Here is a 13227-nt window from a genome sequence, read left to right on the forward strand (position 1 = left end):
CGTCACGGTAGTACGACCGCTCCCCGCGCACCGCCCCGCCGGGCGCGCCACGTGCGGGAAGACCTGTTCCGGGCAGGTGCATGAACATCCCGCGCGGGGTAATCCCCAGCCGGCCTACCAGGGATCTGCAACGGGTGAAAGGACGGAGTCCCGAACCGTACGTTCCGGCCAAGGTCGACCGAAGCACTCATCGGTAGGGCCTACCAAGGTCAACCGAAGCGCGCTCTTCGGGAGGGCCTAGGCTGGGCGGCAGAGTGACCCACAACGCGGTGGGTCGAGGGGAGTGGCACCGATGGACCGGCGTCCGGCGATCAAACCGGGACCCGACCTCCGGCAGGATGACACCGGCCGGGACGACAGTTTCGATTCGGCAACCGACGGGGACGGCTTCGGCCGACTCGACACAGGCGCGACCGGGATGACCGGTTCGAGCATCGACACCCTCTACGACCTCGGGCTGCCCGCGGAGGCGCTGGCCGACGACGTCGAGGATGCCGAGCTCGACGAGCCGGTCCCGAACGCCGAACGCCTGGTCGCCCAGGCCGTCGCGCTGGCCGGGGACGACCACGACGCGGCGACACTGGTCAGCCGCTTCTGGCGGTTCGCCCCGGACGAGGAGCTGATCGGGTTCACCGCCGAGGAGATGCTCGACGCGGCCCGCGCCCACCGGGACCTCGCCCACCAGCGGGTGCCGGGCGAGCTGAAGCTGCGCATCCACGAGCCGGACGCCGACCAGCACCACACGGTGATCGAGATCGTCACCGACGACATGCCGTTCCTGGTCGACTCGGTGACCGCGCTGCTCAACGCCCACCACCTCGACGTGCACCTGCTGGTGCACCCGCTGGTCGTGGTGCGCCGCGAGCCGCTGGGCCGCCTCGTCGAGGTCGCCGCCGACGTGGAGCCCGACGACTCCATCGACGGGGACCTCGTCGAGAGCTGGATGCGGATCGAGGTCGACCCGGTCCGCGACGCCGCCGAGCGGGAGAAGCTGCGCCGCGAGTTGCAGCGGGTGCTCACCGACGTGCGGGAGGCCGTGGAGGACTGGCCGCGGATGCGCCAGCGCGCCCTGGCCCTGGCCGACGAGCTGGCCACCGCGCGCACCTCGGACAGCCGCCCGCCGGTGCCGGAGAAGGACATCACCGACTCGGTGGAGCTGCTGCGCTGGCTCGCCCACGACCACTTCACCTTCCTCGGCTACCGGGAGTACCGGCTGGTCGACGCCCCCGACGGCGAGGGGCCGGCGCTGGAGGCGGTGCTCGGCACGGGCCTGGGCATCCTGCGGTCGGACTCCCCGGAGGCGCGGGCGCTGTCGTCGATGACGCCCGAGGCGCACGAGAAGGTGACCGAGAAGCGCCTGCTGATCATCACGAAGGCGAACTCCCGGGCCACCGTGCACCGGTCGGCGTACCTCGACTACATCGGCTTCAAGGTCTTCGACGACGCCGGTCAGGTGGTCGGCGAGCGGCGGTTCCTCGGCCTGTTCTCCACGGCGGCGTACCGCACGAGCGTGCGGGAGCTGCCGGTGGTGCGCCGGAAGGTGGCCGAGGTGCTGGACCGCTCCGGCCTGAGCCAGCGCAGCCATTCCGGCAAGGACCTGCTCCAGATCCTGGAGACCTACCCGCGCGACGAGCTGTTCCAGATCAAGACCGAGGACCTCTACCACGCGGTGATCGGCGTGCTGCGGATGGCGGGCCGCCGCCAGCTGCGGGTGTTCCTGCGCCGCGACGCGTACGGGCGGTTCATCTCCTGCCTGATCTACCTGCCCCGGGACCGGTTCACTACGCAGAACCGGCTGCGCATGCAGGACATCCTGCTGCGGGAGCTGAACGGCGTCGGGGTGGACTACACCACCCGAGTCACCGAGTCGATGCTGGCCCGGGTGCACTTCATCGTGCGGACGGACCCGACCCGCCCGCCGGGTGACATCGACGCGGACCTGCTCGCCGAGGAGCTGGCCGACGCGACCCGGCTGTGGGACGACGACTACCGCCTGGTGCTGGAGCGCAAACTCGGCGACGAGCAGGCCAAGCACCTGTTCAGCCGGTACGCCGACGCGTTCCCGGAGGGCTACAAGGACGGGCACACGCCGTACGAGGCGATGAAGGACCTGGCGAAGCTGGAGCTGCTGGAGGAGCCCGGCCAGCTGGAGATGCACCTGTTCCGCAAGCAGCTCGCGCCGCGCGCGGGCGTCGCCCGGGACGCCGACGTCGACGAGACGATGGACGTGCGGTTCAAGGTCTACCGCTACGGCGAGCCGATGATGCTCTCGGCGGTGCTGCCGGTGCTGCACTCGCTCGGCGTGAAGGTGGTCGACGAGCACCCGTACGAGGTGGAGCGGGTCGACGGGCGGATCTGGCTGTACGACTTCGGGCTGCGGCTGCCCGAGGGTCACCAGGAGCTGGCCGAGGTGCGCCCGCACGTGGAGAACGCCTTCGCGGCGGCGTGGCGGGGCGAGGCCGAGGTGGACGGCTTCAACGAGCTGGTGCTGCGCGGCGGGCTCACCTGGCGGCAGGTGGTGGTGCTGCGGGCGTACGCGAAGTACCTGCGGCAGACCGGGACGGTCTTCTCGCAGGACTACATGGAGCAGACGTTCATCGCGTACCCGAGGATCGCCGCGCTGCTGGTGGAGCTGTTCGAGGTGCGGTTCGCCCCCGGCGAGGCGAGCGTCGAGCAGCGCCGCGAGCGCGGCGGCGAGCTGGTGGCGGCGGTCAAGGCGGCGCTGGACGACGTGGCCAGCCTCGACCAGGACCGCATCCTGCGCTCCTACCTCACCCTGATCCAGGCCACCCTGCGCACCAGCTTCTACGCCAAGCCGGTCGGCGGCCGGCCGAAGCCGTACGTGGCGTTCAAGCTGGACCCGCAGGCCATCCCGGACCTGCCGGCCCCGCGCCCCCGGTTCGAGATCTTCGTCTACTCGCCCCGGTTCGAGGGCGTGCACCTGCGCTACGGGCCGGTGGCCCGGGGCGGGCTGCGCTGGTCCGACCGGCGGGAGGACTTCCGCACGGAGGTGCTCGGCCTGGTCAAGGCGCAGATGGTGAAGAACGCTGTGATCGTGCCGGTGGGCGCGAAGGGCGGCTTCGTGCTCAAGCAGAAGCCGGGGGACCGGGACGAGGCGGTCGCCTGCTACCAGGAGTTCGTCGGCGCGATGCTCGACGTCACCGACAACATCGTCGCCGGTGAGATCGTGCCGCCAGAGGACGTGGTCCGGCACGACGCGGACGACCCGTACCTGGTGGTGGCGGCGGACAAGGGCACCGCCACGTTCTCCGACATCGCCAACGAGATCTCGGCGGGGCACCAGTTCTGGCTGGGCGACGCGTTCGCCTCGGGCGGCTCCGCCGGGTACGACCACAAGAAGATGGGCATCACCGCCCGGGGCGCCTGGGAGTCGGTGAAGCGGCACTTCCGGGAGCTGGGGCACGACACCCAGACCCGGGACTTCACGGTGGTCGGCGTCGGCGACATGTCGGGCGACGTGTTCGGCAACGGGATGCTGCTCAGCGAGCACATCCGGCTGGTGGCCGCGTTCGACCACCGGCACATCTTCCTCGACCCGGACCCGGACGCCGCCACCTCGTACGCCGAGCGGAAGCGGCTGTTCGACCTGCCCCGGTCGTCGTGGGAGGACTACGACGAGAAGCTGATCTCCGCCGGCGGCGGGGTGTACCCGCGCGCCGCGAAGTCGGTGCCGGTGTCGCCGCAGGTCCGCGCGGTGCTCGGGCTGGACGACGACGTCGACCAGCTCTCGCCGCAGGAGCTGATGAAGGCGATCCTGACGGCCCCGGTGGACCTGTTCTGGAACGGCGGCATCGGCACCTACGTCAAGGGGTCGGCGGAGACCAACGCGCAGGTGGGCGACAAGTCCAACGACGCGATCCGGGTCGACGGCCGCAGCCTGCGCTGCCGGGTGGTCGGTGAGGGCGGCAACCTGGGCTGCACCCAGCTCGGCCGGATCGAGTACGCCCTCGCGGGCGGGCGGATCTACACCGACTTCATCGACAACGCGGCCGGGGTGGACTGCTCCGACCACGAGGTGAACATCAAGATCCTGCTCAACACGGCGGTCGCCGACGGGGAACTGACCGTGCCGGAGCGCGACGAGCTGCTGTCCGGGATGACCGACGAGGTCGCCGAGCTGGTGCTGCGCGACAACTACGACCAGGCCCGCGCGATCAACAACTCGCAGGCGCAGGCCGCCTCGCTGCTCCCGGTGCACCGGCGGATGATCAACGAGCTGGAGCGCTCGGGCGCGCTGAACCGGGCGCTGGAGGCGCTGCCGCCGGACGAGGAGCTGGCGGCCCGCACCGAGACCGGGCTGACCGCGCCGGAGTTCGCGGTGCTGCTCGCGTACACGAAGATCGTGCTGGAGCGGGAGATCCTGGCCGAGGGTCTCGCGGACGAGGAGTGGACGACCGACGTCCTGGTCAACTACTTCCCGACGCCCATGCGCGAGCGGTTCGCCGACCGGATGGGTCAGCACCGGCTGCGCCGCGACATCGTCACCACCGTGCTGGTGAACGAGGCGATCAACCGGGGCGGCATCACGTTCGTCTTCCGGGTGGTCGAGGAGACGGCGGCGTCGGCGGCGGACGTGATCCGGGCGTACGTGGTGGTCCGCGAGGTGTTCGGGCTGCGCGAGCTGTGGGACGCCGTCGAGGCGCTGGACAACAAGGTCGACCCGGAGTTGCAGACGGCGGTCTACCTGGACACCCGGCGGCTGCTCGACCGGGCGGTGCGCTGGCTGGTGACCAACCGGCGCTCGCCGCTGGACGTGCCGGCGGAGATCGCCCGGCTGCGCGACGGGGTGGCCCGGCTGCTGCCCGGCCTGGAGAACCTCTTCTACGGCAGCGAGCGGGAGGCCATCGCCGCCCACATCGACGCGATGACCTCGCGGGGGCTGCCGCGCGGGCTGGCCGAGCAGGCGACAAGGCTGATGTACAGCTTCGGCCTGCTGGACGTGGTGGAGACGACGGCGACGAGCGGGCGGGACGTCGGCGAGGTGGCCTCGGTCTACTTCGTGCTCTCCGACCGGTTCCGGGTCGACTCGCTGCTGTCGAAGATCTCCCTACTGCCCCGGGCGGACCGCTGGCAGACCCTGGCCCGGATGGCGCTGCGCTACGACCTGTACGCCGCGCTGGCCGCGCTCACCGCGGAGGTGCTCGGCTCCACGCCGGACTCGCTGCCGCCGCTGGAGCGGGTGGAGCAGTGGGAGCAGGCCAACGCGACGTCGATCCACCGGGCCCGGCGGGCGATGGGGGAGTTCGACGAGTCGCGGGCGGACCTCGCCGCGCTGTCGGTGCTGCTGCGCCAGATCCGCACGCTGGTGCGCACCTCGGCGGCCTGACGCCGGACGCGGTGCGGGGCGCGGCCGGTCGGATGCCCGACCGGCCGCGCCCCGCCTGCCCGCTCCGGCCGGTCAGCCGGTCATCGTGGCGAACACGATGACGTTGTCCACGTAGCTGCCCGCCGCCTGGTCGAACTGGCCGCCGCAGGTGACGACCCGCAGGCCGGCCCGGTCGTTCGGTCCGTAGACCAGCTCGGTGGGGAAAGCGGCCTTCGGGTACGCCCGCACCTCGTCGACGGTGAAGGTGACGCGGCTGCCGTCGTCCCGGGCCACCTCGACGGTGTCGCCGGGCTGGAGCGCGCCGAGGGAGTAGAACACGGCGGGGCCGCCGACCTTCGCCGAGTCGACGTGGCCCACGACGACGGCGTTGCCGATCTCGCCGGGGCTCGCGCCCGGGGAGTACCACCCGGCGCTCAACGCCTGCTCCAGCGGGGGGACCTGGACGGTGCCGTCCGGGTTGGTGCCGAGCGTCATGATCGGGGCGTCGACGCCGATGCGGGGGATCCTGATGGTGGTCGGGGTGGCCCGGGCCAGGCCGGTCGCCGACCGCTCCCCGTCCGCCGCCCCCGGGCCGGCGTCGAGGGGCCCCTGACCGGCGACGTTCCCGCCGTCGTCCGTGGTCCCGCCGACGCGGTCGGGACCGGCCTGGGTGACCGGCTGGGGCGGGCGGGGGGTGGGCGCGGCGCGCATGGAGGCGCCGACCATCCCGGCGCCCACCATGGCGAGCAGGACGACGACGGCCGCGCCGGCGGCGCGCCACGGTGTCCCGTGACGGCCGCCGGCCGGTGTCGCCGTCACGTCAGGCGAGGGACCCATTGGCCCGACGCCGCCGCATCAGCACGAGGCCGCCGAGCGCCGCGGCGCCCAGCATGCTCGCCCCGGTGGTGGCGAGCCCACGGTCGGTGCCGCCGGCCGCGCCGCCGTCACCGCCCTCGACGTGGCCGCGCGGGAGCACGACCAGCTCGCCCTCGCCGCAGGAGCCCTTCAGCTCGTAGCGGCCCGGAGCGGCGTCCTCGGCGACCTCCGCCTCGCCGTAGTAGACGAAGTCCTTCTTGTGCTCCCAGGACTTCTCCTCGCCGTAGCCGGAGTCCTCGCCGTAGCCCTTGTCTCCGCCGTAGCTGGAGTCCTCGCCGTAGCTCTTGTCCTCGCCGTAGCTGGAGTCCTCGCCGTAGCTCTTGTCCTCGCCGTGGCTGGAGTCCTTGCCGTAGCTCTTGTCCTCGCCGTGGCTGGAGTCCTTGCCGTAGTTCTTGTCCTCGCCGTGGCCGGAGTCCTCGCTCGACCAGTCCTTCTCGGCCTTCTTCTCGGACTTGTCCCCGTAGCCCTTCTCGGCCTCCTGGTCGTGCTCGTAGCCGCTCCACTCGCCGGAGTCGTCGGCGGCGCCGCCGCCCTTGCCGCCCTTGGTCTTTTCGTCCTCCTTGGCCTTGGACTTCTCGTCCTCCTTGGCCTTCTCGTCTTCCTTGGCCCCGCCGTGCTCCTCGCCGGCCTTCTCGTCGCCGGCCTTCTCCTCGGCCCAGGCGCCCTCTTCCTCGCCCTGGTACCCGCGGTCCTCGTCCGCCGGGTGCAGCTTGACCTTGCCGGTCACCTCGGACCAGACGGCGGCGTGCTCCTGGGCCTCCGGGCAGATCTCCAGGATCTTGACCTTCTCGCCGGGCTTGACGACGTGCGGCTTGGCGTAGACCTTGCCGTCGCGGGTCTCGCCGTCGTAGTGGCCGTCCGCGAACGCGATCCCCGGCGTGAACACCAGCAGGGACGCGCCGCCGAGCGCGGCTCCCGCAACGACCTTCCCGAGCATCTTGTTTGCCATGACCTGCGTCACTCCATCCCTCTTCGTCCTGAGCCCGACGTCAGCCGAGCTACCCACGACGTTAGCCCCGTTCGCGAGCTATCAGGGGAAAGATTCGTGTTTTACAGTTTGCCGGGCGATGAGGTGAAGAAGGCTTTAGAGGTATTGATGCCATGTGTCGGATTGTTCGGGGTGGTCGACGGGGTTGCGACCCGCCGGGCGTTCCCGCACTCTTTCGAGTGGGGCGGGGTGCCCGCGTGCGGCGTCCCGGTCGACACCTTCGGTGCTCAGCCGCCCCGACCGGGGCGCTCGTCCCCGGTGGGCGGGGTCGCCCGACATCGAACCATTGCCATGGAAGCGCTCCCATGCAAGAATTCCCTCACGCGGTACGGGGAGCCACACCGCGCAAGGCAGATGTCGAGGGCACCGGTTCCACCGGACGACGTCCGCCGCCCGGCCGGCCATGCAAGCGCCGGCCGCGCACCACCACCAAACTGCCCGTCCGGGTCGGGCACCCCCGAAATCCCCCGTGGCGCCGTCGACGTCCGTTCGATGTCGCGCGCCGTTCCGCCGGGCCGCGAGTCCGGTCTCGCCCAAGGAGATCAGTGGCATGAGTATGAGGAAGAGACTGTCCGGCCGCCGCCGGGCGCTCGCACTGACCGGTGCGGGCGCGCTGGTCGCCGGCGGTCTGGTGACCATCCCGGTCACCGCGGCCCAGGCCGCGACCCAGTGCAGCGTCGACTACACCACCAACGACTGGGCCGGCGGCTTCACCGGCAGCGTCACCATCAAGAACATCGGCGACGCCGTCTCGTCCTGGAACCTCGGCTTCACCTTCCCGAACAGCAGCCAGAAGGTCGTGCAGGGCTGGTCGGCGAAGTGGAGCCAGAGCGGGCAGAACGTCACCGCCGCGAACGAGGCCTACAACGGCTCGATCTCCAGCGGTGGCAGCGTGACCCTCGGCTTCAACGGCTCGTGGAGCGGCAGCAACCCGAAGCCCACCTCGTTCACCCTGAACGGCGTGGTCTGCAACGGCGGCACCACCAACCCCACGACGCCGCCGCCCACCACCCCTCCGCCGACGACGCCGCCGCCGACCACCCCTCCGCCGACGACGCCCCCGCCGACCACCCCTCCGCCGACGACTCCGCCGGGGCAGAAGGTGGACAACCCGTACCTGAACGCCAAGGGGTACGTGAACCCGGAGTGGAAGGCCAAGGCCGAGTCCGTCGCGGGCGGCAACCGGGTGTCCAACACCCCCACCGCCGTGTGGATCGACCGGATCGCCGCCATCAACGGCACCCCGGACAGCAGCTCCAACGGGGCCATGGGCGTGCGTGACCACCTGGACGCCGCGCTCGCCCAGGGCGCGAACTACATCCAGTTCGTCATCTACAACCTGCCCGGCCGCGACTGCTCCGCCCTCGCCTCCAACGGCGAGCTGAAGCCGGACGAGCTGCCCCGCTACAAGTCGGAGTACATCGACCCGATCGCCGCGATCCAGGGCGACTCGAAGTACGCCAGCCTGCGGATCATCAACATCGTCGAGATCGACTCGCTGCCGAACCTGATCACCAACACCTCGGACAAGCCGGGCGGCACCGCGACGTGCGACACGATGAAGGCCAACGGCGGGTACGTCAACGGCGTGGGCTACGCCCTGGCGAAGCTGGGCGCGATCGGCAACGTCTACAACTACATCGACGCCGGCCACCACGGCTGGCTGGGCTGGGACAGCAACTTCAGCCCGAGCGCCGCGATCCTGCGTGAGGCCGCCGGCGCGTCCGGCAGCACCCCGGCCAACGTGCACGGCTTCATCGTCAACACCGCGAACTACTCGGCCCTCAAGGAGCCGTACTTCAAGGTGACCGACACCGTGAACGGCCAGACCGTACGCCAGTCCAAGTGGGTCGACTGGAACTACTACGTCGACGAGCTCTCCTTCGCCCAGGCGTTCCGCAACGAGCTGGTCTCCAAGGGCTTCAGCAGCAACATCGGCATGCTGATCGACACCTCCCGCAACGGCTGGGGCGGCTCCGCCCGGCCCACCGGCGCGGGCCCGATGACCAGCGTGGACGCCTACGTCAACGGCGGTCGGGTCGACCGGCGCTTCCACACCGGCAACTGGTGCAACCAGGCCGGCGCGGGCCTCGGCGAGCGTCCCAAGGCCGCTCCGGAGCCGGGCATCGACGCCTACGTCTGGGTGAAGCCCCCGGGTGAGTCGGACGGCTCCAGCACCGAGATCCCGAACAACGAGGGCAAGGGCTTCGACCGGATGTGCGACCCGACCTACACCGGTAACGCCCGCAACGGCAACAACATGAGTGGCGCGCTGTCGGGCGCCCCGATCTCGGGTGCCTGGTTCCCGGCGCAGTTCACCCAGCTGATGCAGAACGCCTACCCGCCGCTCTCCTGATCCGGCGGAAGGCCTACCGGCCGCCGCGGGAGTGAGGCACCGCGCCGGCAGGTTCCCCCGGCCCCTGGTCCGACCGTCCACCGGTCGGGCCAGGGGCCCCCGCCTGTTCCGGGCCGGCCCGCCCCTGGTCCGTCAGCCCCGGACCGGCCGGCCCCGGGCGGGTCAGGGCACCGTCCGTTCCACCGCCGCCCGGCCCTGCTCGGCCAGGTCCCGGCGGGCCCGCTCGACGTTCTCCGGCGTCGGGTCCTGGCCCCGCGCCAGCACCATGTCCTCCGGGTCCCACGGCTGCTCCGCGCCGGTGCGGATGGTGTCCCCGCCGGCGCCCGTGCCCCCGCCGTACGGGTCGCCGAGCAGGTCCTCGGTCGAACCGGCCCCCTCGACGACCTCCCCCGGCCCGGCGAAGGACGGGTCGGCCCGGTCCGCACCGCCGGTACGCAGCTGCGGCACCGTGCTCTCGTCGTCCACCGCCGCCGCCACCTCGGGGGTCTCCTCCAGCGGTCGCCCCGCGTTCGGCTCGCGCTCCGTCATCCTGCTGCCCTCCTGTGCGCCCAGGTGCTGCCTGATCCCCCCGGCGTACCCCGAAGGGCGGAGGGCATGCCGACGGCGCCGGACCCTGCGGTCCGGCGCCGTGGAATCGACCTCCTGAGCCGTGGCGGCTGGATCGTCCGTGCCGCCCGCTACGGGTGAACCGATCGGCGGCGACGCTCCGCCGCCTTCTCGTTGAACACCACCCGGGGCTCCGGACGGCCCCGGGCCAGCCAGAGCCCGAGGGTGATCGGCCAGAACAGGCTGGCGGACAAGGCGGTCAGAAACCAGCCCAGCCCGAATCCGTCGGACCCGAGGATCTTTATCGGGCCCTGGCCGACGCCGGCCCGCGACCGGACGACGATGGTGGCCACGAGAATTCCGAGAAGATAGACGATGCCGGGCACCGCTTCCATGACACTGTCCCCCTACAGCCGTTCGGTCCGTGGTCAGCGCGTTTCGACGAACGCCTTCTCGGTCATGCGGCAGCGCCCGTTGCCGCACTTCGGGCAGTGCAGCGTCTTGCACTCGAACACCGCCCAGTAGCCGGCGGGTCCCGCTCCACTCTTCGAGCCCGGTCGTGCGTACATCGGAACGCCGCAGTGACAGGTGGGCCTGCTCATGCCTGCTACCTCCATCGATCAGTTGACAGAAGACCGTCGCCGACCGCTGTCGGTGTCGCCGCCACCGGGGTCGAAGGTGAGGCCGAGGCACAGGGCGAGGTCCACGATGCTCTCCAGATCCGGTGACGAATGCGTTCGGCGGGTGGTGGCGGTACCGGATCGACGCGTTGATCCGGCGGGCTCGGGGCTGATTCGGCTGGCTCAGGAATGGGTGATCGGCGGGAACGCCCGACCGCCCGCCGGACGTCCACTTGTCCGACTGCTGCGCCCGGCTGCCGCTCGGCCCGGTGGTCCGCCGGAAAGACGGTCGCGTAACGGGGCCGGCGAGGACAAGCATGTCGGCAGAAGACCGGAAAACCCCGGCTCGTTGTCCGGTACCCCACTGTTGTCCGACCTGGACAGACGCCGGGATGCCTACGGAAAATCACCACGAAGATCCGGATAATCGTCGGAGGCTCGGCAGTGGGACGTCCTGAAGGCTCTCTCGATCGTGACGGATCGCTGGCCACGGAATTCGCGTACTGGTTGCGCGATCTGCGCAACCGGTCGGGTCTGACGTACGAACAGCTCTCCCGGCGGACCGGATACGGCAAGAGCACCCTGCAGGAAGCCGCGGCGGGACGCCGGCTGCCCACCCTCGACGTCACCCTCGCCTTCGTCAAGGCCTGCGACGGCGACGAGGACGCCTGGCGGGACTACTGGACCCGGCTGAAGCGCGCATCCGGCCAGGGGCGACCCTCAGGCGCGCCGGAGGGCCTCGACCTGACTCCTCCGTGGGCCGCCGCCGCCCGTCCGCCGCCGCCCGAGCGCCGCCGGGCGCAGACGGAACGGGAGCCGGCGGAACGGGAGCCGGCGGAACCGGCGTACGCCGACGCCCCGAGCCGGACCGGCGACGAGCCGGCGGCCGGCGGTGTCGAGGGGCGCGCTCCGGCGTCCCGGCGGCGGTTGCCCGCCCGGTGGTGGATCGGGGCGACCGCCACGGCGGTGCTGGTGGTGTCCGTCGCCGTGGTCGGGTTCGTCGCGTTCGCCGACGCCGACGACCGGCCGCCCCCGGCGCAGGCCACCAGCGCGACGCCGAAGGCGCTGCTCGTCCAGAACAAGGTGGCGATCGGTCCGTCCGACCTGGTGGAGGACCGCACCCCCGCCTACCTGTCGGCGGAGCCGGCGGCCCGCTGCGCGGCGCGCGGCTGCAAGCTCGACGACACGGAGATGTGGAGCGGAACCCTCGTCCCCGTCACCTGCTGGGTCACCGGCACGGAGGTCACGAACCGGGACACCACGTCGGCGGGGATCGCGCAGAACCCGAACGGCGTCACCTCCCGGCTGTGGTACCGGGTGGTGTGGCCGGACGGCCGGGCCGGATTCCTCGCGGAGATATACGTGGCGCCCGAGTACCGCGGCGGACTCGCCCTGCCGGCGTGTTGACCCGCCCGCGCGGCGGCCTCCGTCGCCTGGCCCGCAGGCGGGGAACGGGGCGCGACGCGCGCCCCGGCCGTGGTCGGCCGGGGCGCGCGGGGCGGGGACGGTCAGCGGCCGAGCACCCGGTCCAGGAAGTCGCGGTACCCGCGCACCGCGATCCGGAGCTGCTCGGTGTCGTCGCCGGTCTGCTGCCAGTCGCCCAGCTTGTTCTTCTGCTCCGCGAGCGCGGCGGCCAGCGCCTCGATCGCCTCCCCGACCAGCGACTCGGCTTGGCCGGCGGCGGCCCTGGGGTCGTCGACGAAGCGGAGCTGGACGTCGCGCCAGCGGTCCCGGAAGCCCTGCGCCGTGCCGGGCTCGAAGAGGGTGGCGGCGTCCTCGGGCACCGCGCCCGCAGTGGGCCGGGCCGCCGCCGTGACCGCGCCGACGCCGTGGGCCGACGGGGCGTCGTCCCGCGCGTCCGGGTCGATCATGCCGGGCTCGGGCCGGCCGTACCCGGCCGCGCCGGCGGCCACCGCGTCCTCCTGGCTGCGGTCCGCCCCGACCCGCCCGTCGACCGGGTGCCGGCCGTCGGGTTCGTGCCGGGTGTCGTGCTCGTGCCGGGTGTCGTCGACGTGCCGGTGTTCCGCGTGGCGGCCCTCGCCGCGCTCGTCGTCCGGTCCGCCGTCCGCCCACCGGGACCGGTCGTGCAGCCGGTCGGCGGCGGTCGGGTCGGCCCGCTCGTCGTCGAACGCGTCCGTCCTGCCCGGCGCGCCGTCGCCCGGCCGGGCGGTGTCCTCGGCGCGCGGGTCCCGCTCGTCCTCCGGGCGGCCGCTGGCCATCGCCGAGGCGGCGACCGCGCCGCCGACCGTCGTGGCCCCGAACGCGGTCGGCAACGGGGCGGGCTCGTGGAACTCGGGCTCGCCGTCGCCGCGCCCGTCGGCCACGGTCGGGTCGTCGAAGGTGCCCCGGTCGTCCAGCACGTCCTCGGGCACCTCGGCGCGGCCCTCGACGTCCCGGCCCCGGCGCGCCGCCGCGTCGCCGGTCGCCCGGCCCGGGGGCGGCACCGGCACCGGCGCGGACCGGACGGCCTCGGGGTGGTCGCTGCTCACCTGCTGCTCCTGGCGCATCTGGCTCT

9 protein-coding genes are annotated in these 13227 nt (G+C 72.2%); 3 read left to right on the forward strand and 6 right to left on the reverse strand.

Going from position 1 to position 13227, the window contains the following annotated elements; all coding sequences use genetic code 11:
• Positions 1-292 precede the first annotated feature (292 nt).
• The gene (locus HDA31_RS04205) at positions 293-5347 is read left to right on the forward strand and encodes an NAD-glutamate dehydrogenase (RefSeq protein ID WP_178066222.1); all 5055 of its coding nucleotides are present in this window, start codon (positions 293-295) and stop codon (positions 5345-5347) included.
• Positions 5348-5419: 72 nt separating this feature from the next.
• Here HDA31_RS04205 and HDA31_RS04210 read toward each other — a convergent pair whose 3' ends face one another.
• Together HDA31_RS04210 and HDA31_RS04215 are read right to left on the reverse strand one after the other, a co-directional pair.
• Positions 5420-6145 carry a class F sortase gene (locus tag HDA31_RS04210; RefSeq protein WP_178066221.1) on the reverse strand — a complete coding sequence of 242 codons (726 nt, stop codon included), beginning with the start codon at positions 6143-6145 and terminating at the stop codon, positions 5420-5422.
• Position 6146: 1 nt separating this feature from the next.
• Complete coding sequence (locus tag HDA31_RS04215; RefSeq protein WP_178066220.1) at positions 6147-7151, reverse strand: hypothetical protein; 1005 nt, start codon at positions 7149-7151, stop codon at positions 6147-6149.
• Positions 7152-7740: 589 nt separating this feature from the next.
• On the opposite strand from HDA31_RS04215, the gene HDA31_RS04220 reads away from it, so the two are divergent.
• The gene (locus HDA31_RS04220; protein WP_178066219.1) at positions 7741-9546 is read left to right on the forward strand and encodes a glycoside hydrolase family 6 protein; all 1806 of its coding nucleotides are present in this window, start codon (positions 7741-7743) and stop codon (positions 9544-9546) included.
• A gap of 162 nt (positions 9547-9708) precedes the next feature.
• On the opposite strand, the gene HDA31_RS04225 is transcribed toward HDA31_RS04220, so the two are convergent.
• From HDA31_RS04225 to HDA31_RS04235, 3 genes are all read right to left on the reverse strand, one after another.
• A complete protein-coding gene (locus HDA31_RS04225; RefSeq protein WP_178066218.1) occupies positions 9709-10074 on the reverse strand; it encodes a hypothetical protein in 366 nt (121 codons plus the stop codon).
• A 149-nt stretch (positions 10075-10223) separates the two neighbouring features.
• Complete coding sequence (locus tag HDA31_RS04230) at positions 10224-10487, reverse strand: hypothetical protein (RefSeq protein WP_178066217.1); 264 nt, start codon at positions 10485-10487, stop codon at positions 10224-10226.
• A gap of 33 nt (positions 10488-10520) precedes the next feature.
• A complete protein-coding gene (locus tag HDA31_RS04235; RefSeq protein WP_176735005.1) occupies positions 10521-10661 on the reverse strand; it encodes a hypothetical protein in 141 nt (46 codons plus the stop codon).
• 558 nt (positions 10662-11219) lie between these two features.
• On the opposite strand from HDA31_RS04235, the gene HDA31_RS04240 reads away from it, so the two are divergent.
• A complete protein-coding gene (locus HDA31_RS04240; RefSeq protein WP_178066216.1) occupies positions 11220-12119 on the forward strand; it encodes a helix-turn-helix domain-containing protein in 900 nt (299 codons plus the stop codon).
• A 101-nt stretch (positions 12120-12220) separates the two neighbouring features.
• Here HDA31_RS04240 and HDA31_RS04245 read toward each other — a convergent pair whose 3' ends face one another.
• Positions 12221-13219 carry a hypothetical protein gene (locus HDA31_RS04245; RefSeq protein WP_178066215.1) on the reverse strand — a complete coding sequence of 333 codons (999 nt, stop codon included), beginning with the start codon at positions 13217-13219 and terminating at the stop codon, positions 12221-12223.
• Between the last annotated feature and the right edge of the window lie 8 nt (positions 13220-13227).

Source organism: Micromonospora carbonacea (genome assembly GCF_014205165.1).
GTDB classification, from domain to species: Bacteria; Actinomycetota; Actinomycetes; order Mycobacteriales; family Micromonosporaceae; genus Micromonospora; species Micromonospora carbonacea.

Excerpts from the sequence above, each read along its gene's own strand:
- HDA31_RS04235 (WP_176735005.1), bottom strand. The coding sequence starts at position 10,661 with ATGTACGCACGACCGGGCTCGAAGAGTGGAGCGGGACCCGCCGGCTAC.
- HDA31_RS04215 (WP_178066220.1), bottom strand. The coding sequence starts at position 7,151 with ATGGCAAACAAGATGCTCGGGAAGGTCGTTGCGGGAGCCGCGCTCGGC.
- HDA31_RS04220 (WP_178066219.1), top strand. The coding sequence starts at position 7,741 with ATGAGTATGAGGAAGAGACTGTCCGGCCGCCGCCGGGCGCTCGCACTG.
- HDA31_RS04205 (WP_178066222.1), top strand. The coding sequence starts at position 293 with ATGGACCGGCGTCCGGCGATCAAACCGGGACCCGACCTCCGGCAGGAT.
- HDA31_RS04225 (WP_178066218.1), bottom strand. The coding sequence starts at position 10,074 with ATGACGGAGCGCGAGCCGAACGCGGGGCGACCGCTGGAGGAGACCCCC.
- HDA31_RS04245 (WP_178066215.1), bottom strand. The coding sequence starts at position 13,219 with ATGCGCCAGGAGCAGCAGGTGAGCAGCGACCACCCCGAGGCCGTCCGG.
- HDA31_RS04230 (WP_178066217.1), bottom strand. The coding sequence starts at position 10,487 with ATGGAAGCGGTGCCCGGCATCGTCTATCTTCTCGGAATTCTCGTGGCC.